Source organism: Pseudoalteromonas sp. S327, assembly GCF_005886415.1.
Taxonomy (GTDB): domain Bacteria; phylum Pseudomonadota; class Gammaproteobacteria; order Enterobacterales; family Alteromonadaceae; genus Pseudoalteromonas; species Pseudoalteromonas atlantica.
This window is the reverse complement of the sequence record NZ_PNDP01000044.1, coordinates 25,319-52,003: the sequence shown is the minus strand read 5'-3', so window position 1 is coordinate 52,003 and position 26,685 is coordinate 25,319. Positions and strand designations below refer to the sequence as shown.

18 protein-coding genes and 1 tRNA gene are annotated in these 26,685 nt (G+C 39.9%); 1 reads left to right on the top strand and 18 read right to left on the bottom strand.

The window, feature by feature from the left end; translation table 11 throughout:
- The 18 genes from CWB60_RS14040 to CWB60_RS13950 all read right to left on the bottom strand — a co-directional run bounded on the left by CWB60_RS14040 (position 1) and on the right by CWB60_RS13950 (position 25,724).
- Entirely contained in the window at positions 1 to 237 is a 237-nt protein-coding gene (locus CWB60_RS14040; protein ID WP_096041650.1) for a glutaredoxin family protein, read from the bottom strand.
- Entirely contained in the window at positions 230 to 2,347 is a 2,118-nt protein-coding gene (gene rlmKL / locus CWB60_RS14035) for a bifunctional 23S rRNA (guanine(2069)-N(7))-methyltransferase RlmK/23S rRNA (guanine(2445)-N(2))-methyltransferase RlmL (protein WP_054982571.1), read from the bottom strand. The genes CWB60_RS14040 and rlmKL overlap by 8 nt, the downstream gene beginning before the upstream one ends.
- 89 nt (positions 2,348 to 2,436) lie before the next feature.
- Positions 2,437 to 2,967, bottom strand: coding sequence for a cell division protein ZapC (locus tag CWB60_RS14030; protein ID WP_138576516.1), 531 nt, complete (start codon positions 2,965 to 2,967; stop codon positions 2,437 to 2,439).
- Positions 2,968 to 3,097: 130 nt separating this feature from the next.
- A complete protein-coding gene (gene pyrD, locus CWB60_RS14025; RefSeq protein WP_004586702.1) occupies positions 3,098 to 4,108 on the bottom strand; it encodes a quinone-dependent dihydroorotate dehydrogenase in 1,011 nt (336 codons plus the stop codon).
- Positions 4,109 to 4,225: 117 nt separating this feature from the next.
- Positions 4,226 to 9,067, bottom strand: coding sequence for an NAD-glutamate dehydrogenase (locus CWB60_RS14020; RefSeq protein WP_004586703.1), 4,842 nt, complete (start codon positions 9,065 to 9,067; stop codon positions 4,226 to 4,228).
- Between the two features lie 213 nt (positions 9,068 to 9,280).
- A complete protein-coding gene (locus tag CWB60_RS14015) occupies positions 9,281 to 11,602 on the bottom strand; it encodes an efflux RND transporter permease subunit (protein ID WP_138576518.1) in 2,322 nt (773 codons plus the stop codon).
- On the bottom strand, positions 11,602 to 12,597 hold the full coding sequence (locus tag CWB60_RS14010) for a WD40/YVTN/BNR-like repeat-containing protein (protein WP_138576520.1): 996 nt from the start codon (positions 12,595 to 12,597) through the stop codon (positions 11,602 to 11,604). The genes CWB60_RS14015 and CWB60_RS14010 overlap by 1 nt, the downstream gene beginning before the upstream one ends.
- 127 nt (positions 12,598 to 12,724) lie before the next feature.
- Positions 12,725 to 14,089 carry a DUF1329 domain-containing protein gene (locus tag CWB60_RS14005; RefSeq protein ID WP_024033529.1) on the bottom strand — a complete coding sequence of 455 codons (1,365 nt, stop codon included), beginning with the start codon at positions 14,087 to 14,089 and terminating at the stop codon, positions 12,725 to 12,727.
- A 13-nt stretch (positions 14,090 to 14,102) separates the two neighbouring features.
- Positions 14,103 to 16,196 carry a DUF1302 domain-containing protein gene (locus tag CWB60_RS14000; protein WP_004586707.1) on the bottom strand — a complete coding sequence of 698 codons (2,094 nt, stop codon included), beginning with the start codon at positions 16,194 to 16,196 and terminating at the stop codon, positions 14,103 to 14,105.
- A 250-nt stretch (positions 16,197 to 16,446) separates the two neighbouring features.
- Entirely contained in the window at positions 16,447 to 16,668 is a 222-nt protein-coding gene (locus tag CWB60_RS13995; protein ID WP_024033528.1) for a DUF2835 domain-containing protein, read from the bottom strand.
- Positions 16,669 to 19,263, bottom strand: coding sequence for an aminopeptidase N (gene pepN / locus CWB60_RS13990; protein WP_138576522.1), 2,595 nt, complete (start codon positions 19,261 to 19,263; stop codon positions 16,669 to 16,671). It lies immediately after the preceding gene.
- 43 nt (positions 19,264 to 19,306) lie between these two features.
- Positions 19,307 to 20,767, bottom strand: a complete 1,461-nt coding sequence (gene nhaC / locus CWB60_RS13985) for a Na+/H+ antiporter NhaC (RefSeq protein ID WP_171036153.1) — start codon at positions 20,765 to 20,767, stop codon at positions 19,307 to 19,309.
- A gap of 181 nt (positions 20,768 to 20,948) precedes the next feature.
- A complete protein-coding gene (gene prc, locus CWB60_RS13980; protein ID WP_096041641.1) occupies positions 20,949 to 22,973 on the bottom strand; it encodes a carboxy terminal-processing peptidase in 2,025 nt (674 codons plus the stop codon).
- 26 nt (positions 22,974 to 22,999) lie between these two features.
- Positions 23,000 to 23,638 carry an RNA chaperone ProQ gene (proQ, locus tag CWB60_RS13975; RefSeq protein ID WP_004586712.1) on the bottom strand — a complete coding sequence of 213 codons (639 nt, stop codon included), beginning with the start codon at positions 23,636 to 23,638 and terminating at the stop codon, positions 23,000 to 23,002.
- A 15-nt stretch (positions 23,639 to 23,653) separates the two neighbouring features.
- Positions 23,654 to 23,932: a hypothetical protein gene (locus CWB60_RS13970; protein WP_004586713.1), complete on the bottom strand. Its 279-nt coding sequence runs from the start codon at positions 23,930 to 23,932 to the stop codon at positions 23,654 to 23,656.
- A complete protein-coding gene (msrC, locus tag CWB60_RS13965; RefSeq protein ID WP_004586714.1) occupies positions 23,932 to 24,390 on the bottom strand; it encodes a free L-methionine (R)-S-oxide reductase MsrC in 459 nt (152 codons plus the stop codon). The genes CWB60_RS13970 and msrC overlap by 1 nt, the downstream gene beginning before the upstream one ends.
- 128 nt (positions 24,391 to 24,518) lie before the next feature.
- Positions 24,519 to 24,899 carry a hypothetical protein gene (locus CWB60_RS13960; RefSeq protein WP_004586715.1) on the bottom strand — a complete coding sequence of 127 codons (381 nt, stop codon included), beginning with the start codon at positions 24,897 to 24,899 and terminating at the stop codon, positions 24,519 to 24,521.
- Positions 24,900 to 25,633: 734 nt separating this feature from the next.
- Positions 25,634 to 25,724: transfer RNA gene (locus CWB60_RS13950), tRNA-Ser, on the bottom strand.
- Between the two features lie 251 nt (positions 25,725 to 25,975).
- Between CWB60_RS13950 and CWB60_RS13945 the strand changes: the two genes are divergently transcribed.
- Positions 25,976 to 26,641, top strand: coding sequence for a Bax inhibitor-1/YccA family protein (locus CWB60_RS13945; protein WP_004586716.1), 666 nt, complete (start codon positions 25,976 to 25,978; stop codon positions 26,639 to 26,641).
- The last annotated feature ends 44 nt before the right edge of the window (positions 26,642 to 26,685 follow it).

Here is a 26,685-nt window from a genome sequence, read left to right as displayed (position 1 = left end):
TTATTCTTGCGCTAAAAATTCATGCACTGTTTGTGCATCAAACGGCCAATACAAATAGTGGCCGCTTTTGCTCTCAAATACGGGAATACTTAACTGAAAACGCGCTATTAGCTGCTCATCAGTGAGTATATCAATTAATTTAAGCTCACTATTTTTATCCAAAACCGATAATAAAACCTGCTCGGCTTGCTCACATAAATGACAGCCATCGGTGTGGTATAAAACATAATTAGCCATGGGTAATTAACCAACTGTTGTGTATTTTTTTATTACGTTTGAAATCAGGTGATAACGTTTTTTCTGAAATATTTTCAGCTTTTAACCCTAAGCCCATCAAACCTACTTCATCCATTACAAAACCGCGTTTGTTATTAGAAAAAATTAATGTACCCGACGGACTCAAGATTTTTTTAACCCAAGTAAGTAATTTTATATGATCGGTTTGCACATCAAACGCGTCTTTCATTCGTTTAGAATTAGAAAACGTAGGCGGGTCTAAAAAGATTAAATCGTATTGGCCTTGTGCGTATTCTAGCCATTTTAAACAATCAGCTTGCTCAAAACGGTAGCGAGTATTGCTAATATCATTTAACGCAAAGTTATCTTGGCCCCACTTAAGGTAGGTTTTTGATAAATCAACGGTGGTAATTGCTTTTGCACCCCCTAATGCCGCGTGCACAGAGGCTGTACCTGTGTAGGCAAATAAGTTTAAAAAGCGTTTGTCTTTTGCATTTTGCTGAATATAACGACGCGCTAAACGATGATCTAAAAACAGCCCTGTATCGAGGTAATCAAACAAGTTTACTTTAAACTTAGCGCCAAATTCTTCCACCACCATAGTGCGGTTTTGTTTAGCCATTGGGGTGTACTGCTCTTCCCCTTTTTGTTTTTTACGCACTTTAACGGCAATGTTTTCAGGCGCTATGTTTAGCTGCTGTGCAGTTAAGCTAATCACATCTTGAAGACGCTTTTCTGATGTTTTTTCGTCAATTTCTTTAGGTGCTGCGTATTCAAAAATAACAGCAGAATCGCCGTAAATATCAACCGCTACGTTGTATTCAGGAATATCAGCATCGTATACGCGATAAGCTTGTACTTCGTTTTGTTTAAGCCAATTTTTTAGGCCTTGTTTGTTCTTTTTCAAACGATTAGCAAACGACATTGAGCCTTCAAAATTAAGAGCCGGTTTGTCATCGCTTGTCAGGCTTACCTGTTTATCATCTAACTGATATAAATTTAGCTCTACATCTAATGGGCCGTTTTTAAATTTATAACGCTTTTGTTTGACCAGTTTTAACAGCTTAAATAAGCTTTCATCCATGCCTAGTAACGCAAGCTTCCAATGATTAAAGTGCTTTTTAAAACCCACGCCCATGCTGCGGTGTAAATTTACCAGCTCAGCCATAGAGCCAATACGTTCGCCGTACGGTAAGTTAGAAATAACCACCCCGGGTAATTTAGCAACAGAGGTAAGCTTAGTTGCATCACTTTGCTTAAACTTTATAACATTACCCAGCTCTGCACGCTCGGCATTGGCAATGGCTTTATCTAGAACTTGCGCATCGTAATCGTGGCCAATTAACCACAATTTAGGATCGGTAATTTGCTCAATTAATTCTTCACGCAGTTGTTTAAATTTGGCCGCTCTAAAACTAGGTAAACGCTCAAAAGCAAACCCTTCTCTAAATAAACCAGGTGCTTCGTTACGCGCCATGCCCGCAGCTTCTATTAAAATAGTGCCTGCACCACAACATGGGTCAAATAAAGGTTGATTTACATTTTCAAGCCAACCACTGCGTTTAATAATCGCGGCCGCTAAGTGCTCTTTAATAGGCGCTTTACCTTGGCCTTGGCGATAACCGCGCTCAGACAAACGAGGTCCCGAGTAATCAATATACAAAGCCACACCATGGCGATTTAAACGCGCCACAACACGCACATTGGCATCTTGCTTATCTACATTTGGGCGCTGTTCGTATAAATCGTTAAAGTAGTCAACAATTGCATCTTTAATTACCAAGCCTGAAAACTGGGTATTTTTTAAAGAGTCGTTGGTACCATTAAAATCAACGGCAAATGTTTGGGTAGGGCCAAACCATTCTTGCCATGGCTGAAAACGAGCAAATTTATACAGGCTATCTTTATCATTCACGCCTTCTTTTTCTTCAATAAGCATCAGCACACGTGTTGCGTAACGAGTTGATAGACAAACTTTTTGCGCCAATGTTGAATCTGCCTCAAAGCGAACAGAACCCACAGTTTGTTTAGACACGACGGCGCCTAATTCTGTTAGTTCATCAACAAGTAAATTTTCGATTCCGATAGAAGTAAGTGCGATAAATTGCAAAGTAATAACCCTTAATAGCTAATTGCGCAGGATTATAACATAGGTTGGCTGACAAACACTTGATAAACGCAGCTCGATTTGTAAATTTGCTAAGCTGATTTAGTGTGATATTGCTCAAGTAATAGCGGGTGAATACGATTGTTTAAAACGCGGATAACTTCAAACTGTTCAAGAGACAAGTTATCATCAAGTTTGAATATTTCGTTAAGGTTTAGGCAAATTGAAGCATCAGGGCAATGTTCAACAATTAAAAACTCACCGGTTTGCGCTTTTGAGGTAAGTTTAACGATGGCTTCTGTACTTGGCTGGCTGCCAGTGTACTCTTCAAAAAACCAACTTTTAGCCAGTACCGGTTTTAAATGAAATTTTACAGCGGTGGCATTGAGCGCAATTTGGCAAATTTGTGCAGGCTTATACAGCTCAAAACCATCTAAGTAGTTATATACCTGTTCATAAAAAGCAGCATCTTCTAAGCTAAAACGCGGGTTTTCAAATACACAGTCGGTGAGTTGTCTTAATTTATACGGTGTGCATAGTTGCATATCGTCATTTAAATCAAGTAGTAAGCGGTTTTTATTTGCACATGCAATCCACTGCCATTGTTTTGTTGCTTGTAACATTTGCCTCCTCCTTGTTTAAAAATTTATTTATAATTAAGACATTAATATTAGATTATAACGGCTTTTGACCATTTTTAAAACATTTGTTTAGAACATTTATTGAACGATCAAAAGCTTACATAACTGATCCTTATAAGGAATCAACGATCGATTTTACCAATTGTGGCCCTTTGTAGATGAACCCAGTATAAACCTGCACTAAATTTGCGCCTGCATTTAGCTTTTCTTGAGCTGATTGCGCATCATCAATACCGCCTACACCAATAATTGGTAATTTACCTTGTGTTAAACGTTTAAGTTCGCTAACAACGTGTGTAGAGCGCTCTCTTACAGGGCTGCCAGATAAACCACCCGCCTCATCGGCGTATTGCTGACCCATTACTGCACTACGTTCAAGCGTAGTATTTGTTGCGATTACACCATCAATTTGATTCGTTAATAGTGACTCGCTAACCTGCTCAATTTGGATTTGATCAAGATCTGGCGCTATTTTAACCAGCATAGGTACTTGCTTATTATGCTTGGCAATTAAATCGAGCTGTTCATTCTTTAAACTTTGCAGTAAATCATCTAACGCGGCGCCATATTGTAAATCGCGCAGCCCTGGGGTATTTGGAGATGAAATATTCACCGTAATATACGAAGCATGCTCGAACACTTTACGCATACAATGAATGTAGTCGTCTTTACCTTGCTCATTTGGGGTATCTTTATTTTTACCAATATTAATACCTAAAATACCGGTGTACTTGGCATTTTTTACGTTATTAACTAAATTATCGACCCCTTTATTATTAAAGCCCATCCGGTTAATAATGGCATTTGACTGCGGTAATCTAAAAATGCGCGGCTTATCATTACCTGCTTGCGGGCGCGGGGTAACTGTGCCAACTTCTACAAAACCAAAGCCCATTTGGCTAAAGGCATCAATACACTCAGCGTTTTTATCTAAACCTGCGGCCAAACCCACAGGGTTTTTAAACTCAAGGCCTAAAAAATTAACGGGTTTGTTTTGTAGTTGTTGTGACCAAGCTGCGTTTAAAGGGGTGTGTGCAAAACGGCGTAAATTATTAAGCGCAAACTCATGTGCCCATTCAGCATCTCGGGTGAACATAAAACGGCGGGCTAAATCGTAAAACATGAATTGTTCCTCTTTAAATTACAGACAAAAAAATACCTCAGACTAGGCTGAGGTATTGTATAACAATTTTAACAATTAACTGATTATTTACTGAATAAATAACCAATTAAAGCTAAATTATTTTCCTGATGTATCACAGTTATGGCTTAACAACATTAATTCACGCAGTGCAACTGAGAACTTAGCAAAGTCGTGACTTTGCGAGGTTTTAAATTCAGCTAACATTTGCTTCCAACGCTGTAGCAGCAGATCTTGGCTGGCCATCCACTGATCGATTTGATTATCAACATCGTTTTCGTCACCTTCAAAGCTGTTTAGCACAACATGAGAAAGCGTACGTTGTTGCCAATCAAGCTCTTCACGGTACGACGCACGGGCAAGTGCTTGCCAATGGTTAGAAACAGGCTGGTTAGTAATTTGATCTAAGAACCAGTGTAAGCCCATACGCGAGCCAAGTTTAAAGTAGGTATTAGATACCATCGCCACACTGCGGCCTGAATTATGCGCTATTTCAGCAATATCCATTACAGAGAACAGGCTAGAAAGGTCAATAATACGCTTAGCAATTTGCTTAGGTACACCTTTTTCAACTAGCTCATTTGCTTTGCCAGTTAAACATTCGTGTTCTTTGTCTTGCATGTACGTATTTAAGTTTTCGCTTAAATCTTTAAACGTTGGTGCAAAGAACTCGATAGCTTGTTCAATTGTTTGTGACTTATTACGATGACGCAAGAACCAGCGTGTTGCACGGCGAACAGTACGACGTAATTGGTACAGCATTTCGGTTTGAACTGCTGCTGGGATTTTATTATCAAGCGCGCTGATTGATGACCAGGTTTCACGCATTTCAAAAATCTCACTCGCAATTGAGTAGCACATTGCGATTTCAGCTTCGTTAGCACCGGTCTCTTCGTTCATGCGTACCATGAAGTTTAAGCCCATGTCATTAACGATATTGTTCGCTAGTTTTGTTGCAATAATTTCTTTGCGCAGTGGGTGATTATCCATCGCGTCGTTAAATTTTTCACGCAGTGGACGCGGGAAAGACTTAACTAGTAGCTGACGGTAATAAGGGTTTTCAGTAATTTCATCTGTTACTAACGACTCTTTAAGCACCATTTTAGCGTACGAAACTAATACTGAAAGCTCTGGACGTGTTAGGTCTTTACCTGCTGCAGCGCGCTCTGCCAACTCTTCATCAGTTGGTAAAAACTCGATTGCACGGTTTAGCTTGCCTTCTTTTTCAAGGGCATGAATAAAGCGGATCTTCTCTTTAAGTGTTGATGCACCTTTAGACTGTGTAATCGACAATGTATGTGTTTGACGGTAACAATCTTTAAGTACAAGCTCAGACACTTCGTCGGTCATAGAGTAAAGTAACTCATCACGTTGTTTACGTGTTAAATCCCCTTCTGAAACTAAGCCGTTAAGTAAAATTTTAATATTTACTTCGTTATCTGAACACGCAACACCGCCTACGTTATCAATAAAGTCGGTATTTACACGCCCGCCTTTGGCTGCAAACTCGATACGCCCTAATTGGGTTGCACCTAAGTTACCGCCCTCACCTAAAATTTTAGCGCCAAGGTCTTTACCGTTTATGCGCAGCGCATCGTTTGCACGATCCCCTACATCAGCGTCTGTTTCGTGGCTGTTTTTAATGTAAGTACCAATACCACCGTTCCACAGTAAATCAAATTCCATCATTAATGAGGCTTTGATTAACTCGTTCGGTGTCATGCTTGCTTTTTTAGTGCCAAGCATTTTTTTCATTTCTGGGCTTAAAGAAATCGATTTAGCTGCGCGCGAGAAAATCCCACCGCCCGCTGAAATCAGATCTTTATTGTAATCTTCCCATGATGAACGAGGCAGGTTAAACAAGCGCTCACGCTCTGGGTAAGAGGTCGCTGCATCTGGTGTAGGGTCTACAAATATGTGCATATGGTTAAACGCGACTTGTAAGCGAATGTGCTTAGACAATAACATGCCGTTACCAAACACGTCGCCGGCCATATCACCAATAGCAACCACAGTGAAGTCGGTAGTTTGACAGTCAATATCCATTTCACGGAAATGACGTTTAACAGACTCCCATGCACCTTTTGCTGTTATGCCCATTTTCTTATGGTCATAACCTACTGAACCACCTGATGCAAACGCATCACCTAGCCAGAAGTTGTATTCGTTAGCAATACCGTTAGCAATATCAGAGAAAGTAGCTGTACCTTTATCGGCTGCAACTACTAGGTATGGGTCGTCTTCATCGTGACGTGTTACATTAGCTGGCGGTACAATTTCACCACGCTCAATGTTATCGGTAATGTCTAATAAACCACGGATGAAAATTTTGTAACACTCTTGACCTTCTTTAATAAAGGCTTCGCGTTCACTCGGTAGCTGCTTACATACAAAACCACCTTTAGAACCTACCGGAACAATTACGGTGTTTTTAACTTGTTGTGCTTTTACTAAGCCCAGTACCTCAGTACGGAAATCTTCACGACGGTCTGACCAACGAAGGCCACCACGAGCAACTTTACCCCCACGTAAATGTACACCTTCTACACGCGGAGAGTATACAAAAATCTCAAATGCTGGCAGCGGAAGCGGCATATCAGGAATTAAGCTAGGCTGTACTTTAAACGACACGTAAGATTTAAACTGACCTGTTTCATCTTTTTGGAAGTAGTTAGTACGCAGTGTTGCGACAATCATATCTACGTATAAACGTATAATACGGTCATCATCAAGGTTCGCTACGTTTTCAAGCTCTAAGTAAATTTGTGCACTTAATTTCTCAAGTGTTTTAGGGCTTGCAGGGCTTTTTACTGAGAACTTTTTAGCAAATAAGTTAACTATTTGCGCAGCAATATGCGGGTAGTTTGCAAACGTGCTCTCAATGTAGGTCTGTGAGAAGGTAACCCCAATTTGGCGCATATATTTTGCATAGGCACGTAATATAGAGGCTTCACGACCTGTTAAACCACCCATTAATACTAAGCGGTTAAAGCCGTCGTTTTCAAGGCGGTTGCCCCATACATTAGTTAATGCAGCGCGAAAACGAGCAGAAATCTTATCAAAGTCGGCCATTCCTTTGCTGTCAATCAGCATAGAGAAGTCCATGATCCAATTGATACGACCATCACTTGTTTTAACAGAATATGGCGTTTCACCTACCACGCGTAAACCAAAGTTTTCTAGCATTGGCATAACATCAGATAAGTGAATTGGCTCATCTTTATGGAACAAGCTTAGCCGTACAATATTGCTGTTAGCTTCTTCTTGCGGACGGTAGAACAGCATTTCTAGCTTGTTCTCGTCGTTTAACAATTCTAGTTTTTCAATATCTACAACCGCAGCACTTGGTAGTACTTCATCTTTGTAAGAGCGTGCAAACGCGTTGCAATATTTACGATTTAGCTCATTACCGCGGGCTTCCCCTGCTGACTCTAACAGTGCAGATTGTAATTTATCTTCCCATGTACGAGCAGCTTCTACTAGGTTGTTTTCGATGTCTTTCACGTTATATTCGATATTGTTATCGGTCACACGAACGGTGTAATGTGTACGCGCCAGTGTTGACTCAGAGAAATAGGTAGTAAATTCGACTTTTTCGTCAGAATTAAAGGCGTTAGCTAAAATGTCTTGTGTTTCTCGGCGCAGCGCTGTGTTGTATCGCTCACGCGGGACGTACACCATACAAGAGAAGAAACGTCCGTAGGCGTCTTTGCGAACAAACAAGCGACACATGTCACGCTCTTGAATTTGTAAAACACCCATTGCTACTTCAAGTAACTCGCTCTCGCGAGCTTGAACTAATTCATCACGTGGGTACGTTTCTAAAATATTAAGTACCGCTTTGTATGCATGGGTGCCTTTTGCAAAGTCACACATATCCATGATGCGGTTAATTTTAGTTTTTAGAACAGGCACATCTGCTGCGCTGTTGTTGTAAAAGCTTGATGAAAATAGGCCGATAAAACGGTCTTCACCAACCACATTGCCTTCATCATCAAAGCGTTTAATACCAACGTAATCTATGTACGCTGGGCGATGAACGCGCGATACAGAGTTCGTTTTTGTTAATACTAATAAGTTACTGCTGAGGGCTTCTTGGCGAGCAAATTCAGGTAATTCAGATAATAAACGTGTGTGCTCATCGGTTGAATTTTTCATCAGGCCAAGGCTTGTGTCCATTTTACCTTTTAACTGGTAATCACCTTGTACAGGGGTAAGCTCGTACTCGCGATAACCCATTAAAGTAAAGTTATCTTTAGCCAGCCAATCTAAAAACTCTACGGCTTCAGATACTTCGTTCTTATTTTTATTGTGCTTACGTTTTGGTACTTCTTTAGTAACAGAGACTAATTTTTCGCGAATTGGCTGCCAATCATCTACCGCAATAGAAACATCAACCAATACTGATTCGAGCTCTTTTTTGAAAGAAGCAATAACAGATGCATCAGTTTGGCGGTCAATCTCAATAAAGAACACTGTTTTAGTAGAGGTCGATTCTTGCTCTGCTTTTAAATTTGATAAACCAGAAATTTTAGCGTTATCGTCACGCTGAATTTTTAGTGGGCAGTGAAGTAATAAGTGAGAAGCTATATTTTCACGGGTCATAGCCATACGAACAGAATCTACTAAAAATGGCATATCTTTAGCAATAATTTCTACAATTGTATGTGATGACTGCCAGCCATCTTTTGCTACTTCAGGGTTGAAAACGCGAATTACTGCGTCGTCCGTGGTGTTTTTTTCTAGTGCATTCCAAAGGCTGAGTGCAGCACCGTATAGGTCACTATCATTGCGATTTGCCAAATCCTCTTTAGACATATTGCTGTACAAGGCTTTGGCGAATTTCTCAACGAGTAACACATTATCAGCGTGAACTTTTTTCTGGATAAGCTTACAGACATTATCTAGGATAACCGAGGCTTGGCCTTCATTTCGTGTCATTGTATGTTCCTTAATCTATTACTGCTTTTAGTTAAGCAGAATATTTGTACAGCCATTTATTAGCGTGGAGTCAGTTAAATTCTAACCCTTTTAGCGCTAATAAACAGCCTTTTCGATGAAAACATTTTAAGCATTTCAGCTATTTGGTCATCTATTCACAAAATATAGATATAAATGACCATTACAGGTCATTTAGGAGCACAATTATTCACTTTATTTTTTCTGGTCGGTCCACAGCAGACTACCAATTGCGGGTAATAGCAGTACCGCACCTAACATATTTACTAAAAACATGAAGGTAAGCAGTATTCCCATATCTACTTGAAACTTAAGATCAGAGAATATCCACGTACTAACACCTATCGCAAGGGTAATACCGGTAAACAATACAGCACTGCCACGCTCAACAAGGGCATTACGGTACGCCACGCTCAGCGGTACGTTTTGCTTAAGTTGGCCCATCATTGAAGAAAGTATATAAATACCGTAATCCACACCAATACCTACACCTAAGGCTATAACAGGTAAAGTAGATACCGTTAAGCCAATTTCTAATTGCACCATAAGTGCTTGTGCAAGAGTTGATACAATATACAGAGGTAATACTACTGCGATTGTCGCTTTTACGCTCTTAAAGCTTAACAAACACAAAATAATAACTGCGCCGTAAACGTACAGCATCATCGGAATTTGCGCCGCAGAAACAGACTCGTTTGTTGCCGCCATAACCCCTACTGGCCCAGACGCTAACTTAAAGGCTAACTTGTCTGTGCCTTCTTCTTGTGCAAATTGCTTAACACGTTGAATAACGGTATCGATTGTATTTGCTTTGTGATCATCTAAAAATATAATCACCGGCATGACTGAGCAATCACCATTGAGTAACCCTGTGCTTGTTTCTACACGGGCTGTTGATTGCACTAAGCTGGCTGAATTACGCGGTAAGCTTTGCCATTTTAAGTTACCTTCGTTGTAACCTGCGTTAACCGACTGCGCCACAGAGCTTAAACTAACCGCCGATTGTACGCCTGGCACGTTTTCTACCTTGTACTGAAAACGGCTAATGCGCGCCATCACATCGTGCTCTGTACACGCCGCTGGGTAAGCCTCAACAATCACTTTTAAAATATCCGACGAAATAGTGTATTTGTCCGATATTAAAAAAGTATCTTGATTGTAGCGAGCATCTTGATGCAGCGAAGGCGCACCTGCATGTAAATCACCAATTCGCATTTTATCTGCTTGCCAGTAACCTAAGGCAAATAACACCAGGGTAAAACCAATAATCATTTTTGCGGTTTTAGGGTCTGTGGCTTTTACTAATAAATCGCGTATCGCATCTAGCATATTTGGCTTTTGCGCATCGCCTGATTGAATATGCACAGTGTTGGCAAAATTCATATACGAGGCCCACACAGGCAATAAAATTAAATTAGTAAATATAATAACCGCAACACCTAAACTTGCTGTGATTGCAAGTTCACGAATAATACCTATATCAATAGTCAGCAGGGTTAAAAAGCCCACCGTGTCTGAAAGCAGCGCAATACCACCAGGTACAAGTAATGCTCTAAAGCTTGATTGACAACAAATGCGGGTACTTTTGCCCTCACCTACTTTTTTACCAATGGCGTTGATCATCTGCACACCGTGGCTTACACCAATCGCAAATACTAAAAACGGCACCAATATAGACATAGGGTCGAGACCAAAACCTAGACTCGACAATAAACCCATTTGCCAGATTACGGCAATAATTGAACACGCTATAGGTAAAATGGTGAGCTTTAAACTGCCACAAAATAGCCATACCATAATAAAGGTAAAACCAATGGCAATAGCAAAAAATAGCACAACGCCTTTTGCCCCTTGAGCAATATCGCCGGCCATTTTGGCAAATCCAATAATATGTATACTGACTTTATCTGTACTTAAAGGCTCTCTTACTTGCGTTTCTAACTTATCTGCAAATGCGAGTGTATCTAGCTTTTGCTGAGTTTGCGGGTCGGTTTCGAGTAGTTGCGCGGTCACCATGGCACATGAGTAATCGCTGGCAATCATTCGCCCTACTACTTTTGCTTTTTCAATGTTTTCTTTAACTACCGCTAAACCTTTTTGGTCAGCTTTAAAGTTTGCAGGAATGATTGGGCCGCCAGCAAAACCATCTTCAACCACTTCAACAAAGCGCGCACTGGGCGCAAAAATAGAGTTAACTAATGGGCGGTTTACACCAGGAATAAAATACAGTTGATCGTGTACTGCTTTTAACTGGGTGAAAAATTCGGGGTTAAAAATGTCGCCACTGTCATCACACACCGAAATTAAAATGCTATTTGCGCCACCAAATTGTTTTTCGTGTTTGGTGTACACTTTCATGTATTCGTGATTCAGCGGAATATTTTTGTTAAACGAGGCGTCTAATTCAATATGAGTGGCTTTATAGCCTAAAAAACATGTGATTAGCGCAAAAGCGATCAACATGATAGTACGGTGTCTAAACACCGCCTTTTCTAAAAAATCTAAAAACGTATGCATTAAGGGTTCAACTCCTTCACTTTAATGCCATCTTCTGTTGCCATGACTAATTTATTATTAATTATTACGCCATCAAGAATAGCTTTACCATCGGGGCGTTGTTCATGTGTAAGTAAGCCATCTTTTAAATGAAAGATCACACCACTATTTGCCAGCAGTAACCAATGCTCATTATTATAATTTATAATGTTATTAACCGTGGCCGTTTTAACATTTTCAAAATGCTGCCATTGTTGTTCATTTTTATTTTTAGCAAATACATTTCCTCTGAGCCCTGCCACAATCTCTTGCTGCGGATCTGATACTACCGCAAAAAAAGAACCTGGGTAAATTTCATCAAGGCGTTGCCATGTTTGGCCATTATCACTGCTTTTGGCCATTAACCCCATTTCACCGACTAACATCAAACCACTGTCTGTTTTTTCAATACGGTTAAAATGAGGCAGTATAGATGCTGTTTCAGCTTCGTAGCCTTGAGGATCATTTTCTTTTAAATCATTCAAATACTCTCTGTCTTCACTAAACAGTAAAGAGTCTAAAAAGCGTTTATGCCAGTGCTTGCCGCCATCACTGGTTTGATAAAACATGCCATAAGCGCCAACAGCAAAACCATTTGAGTCATCTTCAAAGTAAATATCTAAACACGGCTTATCAAGCTCTGGCTTTGCTTGTTGTAATTGCCAATTTAAACCACCATCGGTGGTATTAATTATTGTGGCATCGTGCCCGCACGCCCACCCGTGGGTTTCATTAGAAAAATCGACAGCCGTTAACAATACCTGTGTAGGGACGCTTTGCGCTTGCTGCCATTGCTCAGCATTTTTGCTTGTTATTACCGTACCGTGCTTACCTACAGCCACTAAAGCAGCACCTGTATTAGTAATATCAGTTAGTAGGGTTTTATTTGCGTTGATTGCGCTAATAGCATACTGAGGTGCATCTTGTGCAATACTCGCACCGCTTATGATCAGGCTGGCATATACCAAATACTTCATAAATTTTAATCGCCTTGAACTGAAGAATTGTTTGTCTGTTTGCTGAGGAAAATCCTGCGTGTCGTATAGACAAACGCGATGAGAAAGAAAAAAGCAGCTAACGGGCTGTTAGCTGCATATTACGTTGTTATCTACCTTCACGGCGTAATGCGCTTGAAGTAAATTCGTTATCGTTAAACGACTCTGAAAAGTCGTACATTTTTTCTTGGTTATCTAAACCAATAGCTAAGTAACGGCGCGAATTTAAATCATGATACACTTCTAAGGTACTCCACTGCGTAGGTACTTCGTAGTAGTTTAAGCCATATGCCATTGCTACACGATAAAGCTGGTCGCGATTATCATAAATATCGGTCACTTGTACTTGCCAGCTATCTTCATCAATATAAAACACGCGTTTTTTATAAATATGGCGTGTATCATCTTTTAAGTTAGCTTCAACAACCCATACACGGTGCTTTTCATAACGCGTATGCTCTGGGTTAATGTGGCCTGGTTTTAAAATATCGTCGTACTCTAGTTTATCACTGTGTAACTTGTAGCTATTGTACGGAATATATAGTTCTTGCTTACCTTTTAACGTCCAGTTGTAACGGTTAGGTGAGCCATTAAACATATCAAAATCATCAGTAGTACGTAAGCTATCTGCGGCTGTACCTGGAGCGTCATATGCAACATTTGGTGCACGACGAACACGACGCTGACCTGAGTTATATGTCCACGCTTGGCGAGGCGTTAAAATTTGATCCATGGTTTCATGTACAAGTAGCGCTGTACCGGCAAGGCGTGCTGGCTCTGTCACCTTTTGCTTAAATTTAAACAAAATGTTTGAGTCTTGAAGCTCTGCAGGGGTCGCTTTAGGATCTGAATATTTAACCAATAGTTGTTCATCAAAGCCTACATAATTGTACGAACCCGATGCGGTGGGTGCAGCTTGTCCACCAAAACGCTCTATTGATTGTCCACGATAGCGTAATAAGTGATTCCAAATAGCTTCTAAGCCAGATTTAGGAATAGGAAATGGAATACCAATTGCGGTATTTTTTATTCCGTTGCCACCTTCAATAAGCTCAGCCGTTGCAGCAAACTCTTTTGTTGCATCGTATACAAACTGTGGGTAAGACGCAGAGCGGCGCGTTTCATAAACAGGCATTTTAAACGTATCTGGGTATGCTTCAAACAAAGCAATTTGACCAGGGCTTAAGTTAGCTTTGTACTTATCAAGGTTTGTTTTATCAATGGTAAACAACACTTTGTCCGCAGAATACGGGTCTAAATGGTGCATGCCTGGCTCATAACCTTCTGGTGCAGATGTAATACCGCCATTCCACGCTGGAATTGACCCATCAGCATTGGCTGCTTTTTCTGCGCCAAATGGCGTTAAGTCTTGTCCTAAACGTGCAACTTCTTCAGCGCTCATTTTTGCCATTGCCGCTGAACTTAAAAACATGCTACACAAAGCGGTAGCGATGAGGGTAGGTTTTTTAATCATACTAATATTACCCCTAAATTGAATATTTTAAATTGAAAGAAACGTAGTCACGATCTGAGAAAGTATTGATATCGCCACCACCCCAAAATGAGTTGTAGCTCACATCAAGTGACCATGCATTTTGGTAATTAAAGTTCATCGTTACACCCAACGATTTACGGTCTTCAATAAACAAGAACATAGGATCAGGTGTGTTACCGTTTACATCATGAGAAAATACAAATCGTGGAGAGAAGTTAATGCCATTGTAAAGGTTAAAGTAATCACCTTTAGCAATTAGGCGGTAACCCCAAGATGATGCCGTTGCAAACGACTTTTCTTCTGGGCCATTAGAAAGGCCTAGTTGTAATGTTGTGTAGTCAGTAGTGCCTGGGCCTGTGATCACACCACTTCGACCTGTACCCGACACATTTAAACGCATTTCGTCGTAATCAGGCATATCATGAATTTTCACAGCACCTACTTCACCTACTACAGCCCAGCTATCAGCACCTAATGACGGGCCAAATAAATGTGTTGCAGTAAACTGAATTTGTGATGTGTCGCGTTCAATATAACCTTGTGCAACTTCACCTGCCGCTACAGAGCTAATCGCATCACCAAAACTCATTTGCGAAATACCCGCAAAGTCTGGGCGAATACCGGCAAGCGCCAATTGTTCAGGCATGGCGGTATAAAGTAGCTCTACATCATCAATTTGTAACGGTTCGTCTTTACGAAATGCAAACTCACCAGCAAACGCGGTTTCGCCAATTGTGGTGTTAAAGCTTAAACCGTAAAGTTTAATATCTTCTGGGTAATCATTTTCTGCTTTTGAAAACGCAACTAAATCTGCCACGTTGTCATCTGTAATTTCTGTTGTTGCAATCATCGCTAAATCTTGTGCGATGGCAGCTTGAGAAAAGTTAGATACACGACCAGAAATTAGCGGACGTCGACTATGGTAGTTAACGTGGTATAACGCCACTTCTGTGTCGTTCCACTCTGGTAAAAATACACCTAAACGTAAACCATATTGGCCGCCGTCATCTGGCTCTGTTTTACCGTTATCGCCTTTCCCCTTAAGCGCAACTTTAGTTGGATGAGCTAAATACATGTTTGCAAGCAGGGCTTGGCCTTCAGCACTTGTTGGGTCAATACCCTGTGCTGCGGCTACCTGAGCAAAATTAGTATAAAGGTTATTAAGGCTGTCGGTTAAAAAGGCCATATCAATGTCAGGGTTTGAAGTAAAACCTAACTGTACATTTTGCTGATAGCCGTTTTCTGCTGCAAAGTCATTGGTAGAAAAATAAGTACCCGCAGCCGGTAGGCGTGTTTCATGCCATTGGTACTGATAAAAACCTTCTAAAGTAATATTTTCAGTGATCCCTAATGACGCCCAAAGCATACCTACAGGAATAAATGCTTCTTTAAGCTCAGCACCTGGCGCTTTTAAGCGGTCAATATCGACCGGGTTTACGTTAATACCATGAGAGATAAGTGTACTCTCACCCCAGTTAACTACTTGTTGACCAAGGCGAATTGACAGCGGGTTATTGCCATCGTTTAAGTCAAAATTTGCCCAAACGTAGGCATCTAATAAACGAATGTCGGCACAGCTTTGCTCTTTTGTGTCGTCATCATCACATGGATCTACGCCTTGTCCTGAGGTTGGGTTAACGTAGGCTCTATCACCATCCATTAACTCAAAATCGTAAAAGTACATAAAACGTGTGAATAAGCCGTAGTTATCTTTACTAATTGAAAGGTCGTGTGTTCCTTTCAATAATTTTGAAAACGAATCACCGCTATCAAAATTAAGATTACCTGCATCGCCATTATTAGAGTAAGAGCCTGGTTGAGCCCAAACATCTTGAGAAGAATAAATTGTATTTAATGAAGGATTATACCCAGTCCAATCAAATGCAGGATTATTGCTTTTACCAATAATGTCGAAATCTCTGTCTTCAACACGGACGCTTTGACCATAGGAAAAAGTTGAGTCGAAGGTGACATCAAAGCCCCCTACCTCAAAATTTGCTGCATTCGCTGCTGCAGATAAACCTAAGCTTGCGGCTGCTAAACCTATAGCTATTTTGTTTTTAACAAAAAGCGATCTTCTTATCATTGTGTATCCCCCCTGTCGTGGGTAATTATGTGTGATCAAGTTATTGTTTTTAGTGTAATCTTAACGATAGAAGCGATTATAAAAAATTACAAATGGTCGCGTTCAATCAATTATTATATTTTTTGAGCTGACGTTTACGTATTGGTAAGACGTCATACCAGATAATTTATACACGTAAATTAACAATAGAACAAATTGAAATTAACAAAAAGATAATATTTTTATGTATCTATAACATAAAAACAGCAGGTTAGGCGATACGTTCGAGGCGAATAAATTTATTCTCGGGGGTAAGTAAAAGTCTAAAACGCCCTCTTATTCCTATAGATGAAATGTAAGGGCGTAAGTGCGAGGCGGCAAAGCGTATTGTTTTACCGTTATCCTCAACCACTTGTACTGAGCTAAAACGACCATGGTAGTAGTCCATGCATTTGTTATAGCTCAGGTGTAAAGAGAAGTAATACTCAATCATTTAATTAAGCGCTTTTTCAACCTTTTCAAATAAATCAGCACTTAATCCTTCAAGGTTTGCTAAGCGTTGCAACTGTGCTTTCATTGCTTGAGCACGGGTTGTGTCAAAGCGTTTCCACGACATGAAAGGCGTTAACATTCTAGAGGCATTTTGCGGATTAATCGCGTTTAGCTTAATAAGTAAATCACCTAATAATGCGTAACCTTCACCATCTTTTCGGTGAAATTGTGCGGTATTAAAATGACTAAAGCTGCCCACTAATGCCCGTACACGATTTGGATTTGAAAAATCAAAGCTAGGATGCGCGTACAACGCTTTTATATTCTCAATAGCATCATCACCAGATTGCATAGCCTGCAGCGCAAACCATTTATCCATAACTAAAACATCATGACGCCACTGGCTATCAAAATGATCTAACAACGTTGTTCTTAATGGGTGTGATGCTTTTACTACCGCACTTAATGAGGCTAAAACATTGGTCATATTCGGTGAATCTGCCGATTCTTTGATAAAGCGGTCAACTTGCTCAGAAGGTATTTTAGCTAAGTAATGTAAACAAACACCTTTAAGCGCTCTTATAGCCACTGCATCTGGATTTATACTGCCATCATCTACTAACGAACTGTAACAATGTAAAAGCTCATCAGATAATTGCTCGGCAATCTGTTGCTCAAACAATCTTGTGATTGTAATGATTTCGTCAACAGGAATTATGTCAAACTCAGCGGCAAAGGTGTCAAAGCTTGGCAGTTTTATAAGCTCTGCTACCAGTGCTAAATCGCCACTTTGTGCGCTTATTAACACACGTAGTGCATTAATAACGTTTTCACTTAGTGTTGCGTGTTCAGGTGCCTTGACTGCTTGCTTAACCGCATTAATAAATAACTGCTGCTGCGCATCCCAACGCGAAAAATCGCTGCGCGCATAACGCATAATATGCAGTAAATCCGGTTCTGAATTTTGCTGGCTTAAAATACAGGGCGCTGAAAAATCTTCAAGTAACACAGCCACTGGGCGAGCAGGTATTTGATCAAAGTAAAACGTTTGCGTTGGCGCAGTTACGTTAAGCACGTGGTCGCGTTTTTCACCTTGATAAGTAAGTGCAATACTTTGCCCATTTTCATCTAATAATTCGATGGCAAATGGAATGTGAAGGCTCTTATTATCTGGCTGATTTAGCGGAGCTGTTTGCTCAATTGTTAAAGTATAAAGTTGCTTATCGTGATCATAGTGCTGTGTTGCATTTAATCGTGGTGTACCTGATTGGCTATACCAACGCTTAAATTGCGTTAAATCTATGCCTGAAGCATCACTCATTGCAGCAACAAAATCATCACAGGTAACCGCTTGACCATCATGGCGTTCAAAGTAAAGCTGCATCCCTTTTTGAAAGTTAACCTCACCTAACAGGGTGTGCATCATTCGGATAACTTCAGCCCCTTTATCGTACACCGTTACGGTATAAAAGTTATTCATTTCGATAACTTTTTCAGGGCGAATTGGGTGCGCCATTGGCCCCGCATCTTCACTAAACTGATGTGTGCGCATTACCTTAACGGCATCAATGCGGTTAAGTGCGCGTGAGCCTAAATCGCTACTAAATTCTTGGTCTCTAAATACTGTGAGCCCTTCTTTTAACGATAGCTGAAACCAGTCTCTACAGGTAACACGGTTACCCGTCCAGTTATGAAAATACTCATGACCAACAATCGACTCTATCGTGTGATAATCTTTATCGGTGGCCGTTTCTTGGTTAGCCAATACGCATTTACTATTAAATACATTTAGCCCTTTGTTTTCCATTGCTCCCATATTGAAAAAATCTACGGCAACAATCATGTAAATATCTAAGTCATATTCTAGGTTAAAGCGTGTCTCATCCCAATGCATGGCTTTTTTTAATGAGTTAATTGCATGTGGTGTTTTAGATAAATTGCCTTTATCAACAAATAACGCAAGCTCAATTTCGCGCCCACTTTTTGTTGTGTAAGTGTCTTTTAGTACATCAAAATCACCCGCTACTAATGCAAATAAGTAACTTGGCTTTTTAAATGGGTCTTGCCATTTAGCAAAATGGCGGCCATCAGCTGTTTCACCGCTGTCAATTTGGTTACCATTTGACAGTAAATGCTTAAAGCTTTTATCAGCAATAATCGTCACATCGTACGTGCTTAGCACGTCAGGGCGGTCTAAAAAGTAGGTTATTTTTCTAAAACCTTGCGCTTCACATTGCGTACAATACGCTCCACCAGATAAATACAAGCCTTCTAAAGAGGTATTTGTATCAGGAGAAATTTCAGTAACAATTTTAAGCTGGCATGTGTGAGGTAAATCATTAATGATTAGGTGCTCACCTTCAATCTTATAATTAGTATAAGCAATATTGTCTACTTGCAGCTCCACTAATTGTAAGTCTATGCCATCTAACACAAGCGCTGAGTTTTGATTTGTTGTTCTTTTAAGTGTTAGTAGCGCCGTCACTTTTGTATTTAGTGGTTGTAAGTCAAAAGTGAGTTCAGTGTGCTCTATAGAAAAATTAGGCGCAGTGTAGTCTTTTAAGTATTGCGCTTTTGGCTTTGCTGAAACAGTCATAGTTACTCCAACTAAAGCTCCTTAAAAAAGGAGCTATTTAGATTTAAGCAGGTTGCTTGGGTTCAATGCGTAAAATTTTAATGCCTACGTACGCATAAATAATGGCTAAGAAAGGGTTAATTAAATTAAAGAAAGCATACAAGGCATAGTCAAATGGGTTTATTAATAATACGCTTTGCATGTACGCACCACAGGTATTCCACGGAATTAACGGGCTTGTTATTGTGCCGCCATCTTCTAAAGTACGCGATAAATTAACGGGCTTTAAGCCACGCTTTTTATATTCTTCTTTAAACATACGACCTGGCACTACAATAGCAATGTATTGATCAGCCGCTATTAAGTTTGTGCCCACACAAGTAGCAATGGTTGATGTAATAAGCGAGCCCGTACTTTTTGCTATTTTTAAAATGCTCTTAACAAAAATATCTAATAAGCCGGTTTTTTCCATAATGGCACCAAACATAAGAGCCGTCATGATCAGCCATGTTGTTGTTAACATCCCAGCCATACCGCCACCACTGAGCAATGAATCCATTTTGTCATCACCCGTGTCGATGCTAAAACCATCGAAAAAAGTCGTCCAAATAATTTTAAAATAACCAACCAACTCACCCTGAGAAAGGTCAATTTGTGTCGCAATTAAATCAGACTGAAACAACATTGCCCACACAGCACCAATTACAGCGCCAATTGAAATTGCCGGAAACGCTGGCATTTTTTTAATAGCTAAAACTAGCAGCACAATTAATGGAATTAGCATTTCAAAGCCAATATTAAAGTTTTGCTCTAAAATCGCTGTTATTTCGTCAATCCTGCCGGCTTCGTTAGAAGCCGTTGCATTAAAGCCCATAAATATAAAAATGATTAATGCAATGACAAAGCTAGGAACAGTAGTCCATAACATGTGGTGAATATGTTCAAATAAATCAGCTCCAACAACAGCCGGTGCTAAGTTAGTAGTTTCAGAAAGCGGACTGAGTTTGTCACCAAAGTAAGCACCCGAAATAACCGCCCCTGCCGTCACAGTTTGATCAAGCCCTAACCCGGTGGCCACCCCTAAAAGCGCCACACCTATGGTGGCAGCTGTGGTCCAAGAGCTACCTATACTCATTGCAACAATGCCACAAATTAAGCAGCTTGCGGCGTAAAACCAGCTTGGGTTAATAACCTGTAAGCCATAGTAAATGAGCGTTGGCACGGTACCCGACAACAACCAAGTACCAATTAAGGCGCCCACCATTAATAAAATTAAAATAGCCCCCAATGATAAGGTAATACCTTCAATCATGGCTTCTTCAAGCTTTTTCCACGTATAGCCATTTTTTAGCCCTATTAGTGCCGCAGCAAAGGTGGCAAATAATAACGCTATTTGGTTAGGACCTGATGACGAGTTATCGCCAAATAAATATACCGCTGCGCCTAAAAGGCAAATTAAAACAGTGATAGGAACAAGTGCATCAAAAAACGAGGCGGGTTTAATCGGTTTTTCTAAAGGCTTCAAAATAGTGACTCCTGCACACCACATATCGTGGCGTGGTTATTTATTATTTTTAGCGTATCAGTGCTTTTTTTAAGCCACAGTAATGTAACTCAATTTAGTAATTCGCGATTATAGCAATTTAGCGAAATTTAGGTAACAAAAAAGGCGCAAAAAGCGCCTTTTAAACGGGGTAAACACGTGTTTATTTTTTAGCGATACGGCCAAAGTTAATGTAATCTTGAGTGATCAGTGCTGCCTCTTCTAAGAAAGGGTCAAGCTCTTCAATTACCTCAGGTACATCATCTAGGTTTTCTATTGGCTCTTTACCTAAACGCTTTAAACGCTCATTAGTGCGCGCTAGAGTACGTGCTTCATTTTCATCTTTTTCTTTAATACGGTCTGCTTCAACTAAAGAAATAGTTTTGCGGTCTTTCTCTTCATTGTAACGGGCAATATCATCAAATACGTAACCAAACTCTGGCTCTGACTTAATACGTACTTCGTGCTGTTTTTCAAGATAAGTGATTACAGGCGTTAAATTACCCTGCCTATTATACTTAGCTCGTACTATGCTATCCCACGGCAATGCATTATCTTGCTTGCTCTCGCCCCACTCTGCTGGGTCTATCGCCGAAGGGAATGAAATATCAGGAATAACCCCTTTATGCTGAGTACTGCCGCCGTTTATACGGTAAAACTTAGCAATAGTGTATTGTACGCTACCTAAGTCATTGTCGTATAAATCGTACGCACGGCCTAAGCCTTTGTGTTGCTGAACCGTTCCCTTACCAAAGGTTTGCTCGCCTATAATTACTGCGCGGCCATAGTCTTGCATTGCGGCGGCAAAAATTTCAGAGGCTGAAGCACTGTAGCGGTCAACTAAAACAGTTAATGGGCCATCGTAGTAGGTAATTCCGTCACGGTCTTTTTGCTCTTCAATACGGTTATTTAATGTATGAATCTGTACAACCGGACCTTGGTCAAAAAACAAGCCTGATAGCTGTGTAGCTTCATATAATGATCCACCGCCATTTTGACGCAAATCAATAATAATACCGTCTACGTTTTCTTCTTTAAGTTTAGCTAATTCAACCTTAACGTCTTTTGAAAGATTGTTGTAAAAGCCTGGGATCTCAATAACACCAATTTTTGAAGTTAAATTTGAATAGCTCGCTTCAAATACTTCAGATTTAGCAGCCCTATCTTCTAAGCGAATTTTATCACGGGTGATTTCAACTACTTTAGGCGTGCCATGTGCATCAGAGCCTTTAAGATACTGTAAACGTACCTTAGTGCCTTTAGGGCCTTTAATTAAATCAACTACATCATCTAAACGCCAGCCAATAACATCAACAAACTCTTTTTGATCTTGGGCAACACCAATAATTTTGTCGTCAGCTTTTAGCTGCTCTGTTTTATCGGCAGGTCCACCTGGTACTAAGCTGCGAATAACGGTGTAATCTTCATCTGGGCTTAAAACGGCGCCAATGCCTTCAAGCTCTAGGTCCATATCCATTTTAAATTGTTCTGCGCGGCGCGGCGATAAGTACGACGTATGCGCTTCAATGCTTCGCGCTAGCGAGTTCATTACAATTTGAAATGCATCTTCTGAATTTGTTTGCACTAAACGTTTTTGTGCATTTTTATAACGCTTAGTAAGGACCTCTTTGATCCCTTCCCAATCTTTGCCTGTCATTTTTAAACGTAAGGCATCGTATTTAACGCGTTCACGCCAAATTTCATCAAGCTCAGCTTGCGATGCTGGCCATGCTGAATCTTCACGGTCAAAAAAGTATTCATCGTCTTTCTCAAACGTCATTTCTTTATCTAGTAATGATAAAGAGTAATCATAACGTTCAAAACGGCGCTTTAAGCTTAAGTTAAAAATATCAAACGTAAAGCCAAGCTTACCGGTGGTAATAGCATTATCAAAATCGTTGCGGTATTTTTCAAACGCAGCAATGTCGCTTGCTAAAAACACACTTTTATTAAAATCAAGGGATTCGATATAACGATCGTACACTTTGCTAGAAAGCCCATCGTTAAATCGAACCGGTGTATAGTGTGAACGAGCAAATAAGTTAGCCACTCGTTTGCTGGCAGTGCCATGTTGACTTTCTTGTTTAAGTACAGGCAAGTCTTCAAGTTTTGCCGCTTCTACGGAAGCGAATAAAGAACCCGAAAACAGGGCAGCAACTAACGGAATGAGCGTAAACTTTTTACTCATACACAACTCCTTAATTTATTTACAACTTAAATAATGTATAAGCTGTCAGCTTTGGTTTTAACTTGCATGCCTGTTACTAATTCAACATGAACTTCGTCTTTGTTTACTTCAGTAATTACCGCATTTACAAGTGCTTGGCCAAGTTTAACCTTAACCTTGTTATTAACCTTGACCTCACTTGCAGGTAAAGGTTCAACTTTTCCTGAACGTTTAGCAGGGGCTGCTTTAGCTGGTTTGTTAGCTTGTGCATTGTTTTTGCTAGCGTGGGCTGGTTTTTTCTTGAAAGATTTAGAATCTGAATCTTGGCGTGGACGCTGTTGTTTTTTGCGTTTTGCCATTTTAGCACGGCTTTCTTCTAGTGCTTTTTGAGCGTGGTCAATGTGCTCTTGCTCAACTTTTTCACCTTGATTGCCATCAAGATCAATACGAAACTCTGACTTAGTCACAGCTTCTAAATAACGCCAGTTAGACGTGTATTTTCTAAGCGCTTGACGTACTTGAGTCTTACTTACTTTTTCAGACCCTTCGATACGCTCGGCAATATCTTTAAAAATACCGACTTTAAGCGGTTTAATACCGTCTTTTTGTTTAAAACATTGTGGAAATTCTTGATAAAGAAATTCCAGCACTTCATTAATATCTTTTAGCTTGTTTGTGGTTTCCATTTTAGAACCTATTTTTCACATCTTTTCATCAAGGGACGAGTCAACGTAGTGTATTACCCAGTCGATTAACTCTTCGAAGTCGGCTTCAAGTACAGCCAAATCACCTCGAAGGTGTTCCCAAATACCATTTATTATTTCATCGATTGATTCACAATCTAAATCATCTGGAAGTTTATCCCAGGCTATGTGAATCAAATCATTGAGCGTTTCCGCTACATGTTCTTCTTCCCCTTCCCAATCGCCTACATCTTGTACTGCGAATAGGTAGTCTTGAACATTTAGCAAGTCTTTCATTATAAGCTTGCCTCTAAGCATTTAACTAATGCTTCAAGACCTGCTTGGTCATCAGTATCAAATCGACCAATAGTTGGGCTATCGATATCAAGAACAGCAACTATTTTATCATTTTTCATGATAGGTACAACAATCTCAGAGTTAGACGCTGCATCGCAGGCTATGTGGCCATCAAACGCATGTACATCTTCGATTAGTTGAGTTTCTAACGTTGCTGCAGCCGTACCACACACCCCTTTACCAACAGGGATACGAATACACGCTGGATTACCTTGAAAAGGCCCAAGCACTAATTCACTTGGCGAATCCATAAAGTAAAAGCCCGCCCAATTTACATCTTCTAATGAGGTAAATAATAGCGCACTTACGTTAGCCATATTAGCAATGACATTAGATTCACCAGCAATTAGTGATTCAGTTTGCTTAACTAATGACTGGTAAAAATCGTGCTTTTGCATACCAAACTACTTCTTATTAAACAGACAGTAGCTAAAGGTACTCTTTGTCGTGAAAAATTGAAACCTTTTACAGGCAAAAAAACAGAAATAGCGCCGTTTTTCAGCACGCTTGATTAATATTTCTGCAATTATTTTTTTGATGTTTTACGCAGGCCAAATAAAAATAGTCCTGCGGCAAAAGCGGCCATTACACTATTAATTAAAAATATCTCGCCTGTTGTAGCACTAAGTAAATAACTAAATATTGCGCCACCGAGCAGCCCAAGAGTCAGTACACCTGAATAATTCACTTTTGCATACTTAAACATAAGCAAATAACCCGGTACGACAAAAGCGGCCATAGTCAGTCCAACAATATGTGCGTTCGCGATTGCACTCATCAGTAGTTGTAAGAAAATGGTAGCCGCATCGCCATTCATAGTGAGCCCATAATAAAGGCCAAGTAAACTACCAACAATCACAGGGGATAATAAAGAAAGCGCGACACTTTTGGCTAGTTGATGTTTCATATAAGTTCCTAAATACACACTACAAACATTATCTTAAGCATGCACCAAGTTCTTAAGGTTAGAAACAGAGACTATGGTCGTAATTTATGATGGGAAAACAAGCACTCTTTAAACTGCTGTAACTAGGCATTTTAATTTTATAAAAATATACCTTAGCGTTTATAGCAAAGGTATTTAACCCCCTTTGAAAGGTGTGATAATTTGAAGATTTAATTTATGTTGGGCTGTTTAGTGAATGGTTTAATAAATGGTTTTGCTAACAAAAAACAAACACGCATTGTGCTGCCAGCCCACACTTACTTTGCGCTGCTTAGTCGCCTATAAGACTAAGTTCACTACCTTATAGGCGCTATCGTCAATAAAACCTAACCTTTAGATTGCAATATTAAATACGTCGTAGGTATACAGCACAGCAAAGCTGCAAAAGTGACGATGTATCGTTAATTGTGTCAAAAGGTTGAAATACAAATAAAACAAACAACGTTACCAACGAGAGCATCATTGCACGATAAACAATAAGTTTTCTTGAAGGTAAATCATCCTTGAGCCACAACATACTATTTTAATTACCAATTTTAAAATCTAAAAAATAAAAGTAGCAAATTAATATGTTATTAATCTATTAATAGCGGCTAATAGCAAACCGAAATGGGGAAATAAGCGAGGAAACCTAAGGTGGCCTGATAATAAAGCGTAAAAACAAAAAAGCCCGCTAAAAGCGGGCTTAAATATAATGGTGGAGAGATAGGGATTTGAACCCTAGATGGGCTACAAACCCATGCCGGTTTTCAAGACCGGTGCATTCGACCACTCTGCCATCTCTCCGCACGGCCTGCATAATAGGGAAACCCATTGGCTTTGTGAAGCTTTTTTTTAAAAAAATTGTTTAAGTGCTTAAAAAACAATTAATTTGTTTAAAGATGAAACAAATAATTTCTTTTTGATGCTTAAATGAACTTTAATTAAAAAATAACACTCTATTGATCTACAAAGGTTTGCCCAAACATATAAGAGTTGGTAATCTAATTTTAGTTAAATTATCGAAACAAACATGTTTCACTTAAAGGAGCTCTACAATGGCATTTAATCATTCGTACAATACCGCTAAACCGGTAATGTCGACCATTGAAACAAACAAGGTACTTAAAAACACCTATTTCTTACTGGCCATGACATTAGCATTTAGTGCTGTTACGGCGGGTATTTCAATGGCATTACAATTACCTTACTTTATGGGAATTGTGTTCACACTGGTTTCGTTTGGTTTATTATTTGTTGTAAACAAAAAAGCAGACTCAGCCTCAGGCGTGTTTTGGGTGTTTGCTTTTACAGGCTGTATGGGCGCAGGCCTTGGCCCACTACTTAACTATTATGCGGCTATGCCTAATGGCCCTATGCTTATTATGCAGGCGCTTGGTTCTACTGCATTAATATTTTTTGGTCTATCGGCTTATGCATTAAACACTAAAAAAGACTTCTCATTTATGGGTGGTTTTTTAACAGTAGGCTTACTAGTGGTTATTGTTGCAAGCATAGTTAACATCTTCATTGGCAGCTCGCTAATGTTTATGGTGCTTAACGCTGCTGTTGTGTTAATTATGTCTGGCTTAATCTTATTTGATACTAGCCGTATTATTAATGGCGGCGAAACTAACTACATTCGCGCGACGGTCGCTCTATACTTAAACGTATATAACCTATTTACCTCTTTACTGCACCTTCTTGGCGCAAGTGATGACTAATTAAATAGTTCTGTTAAAATAGCCCCTTTATTGGGGCTTTTTTA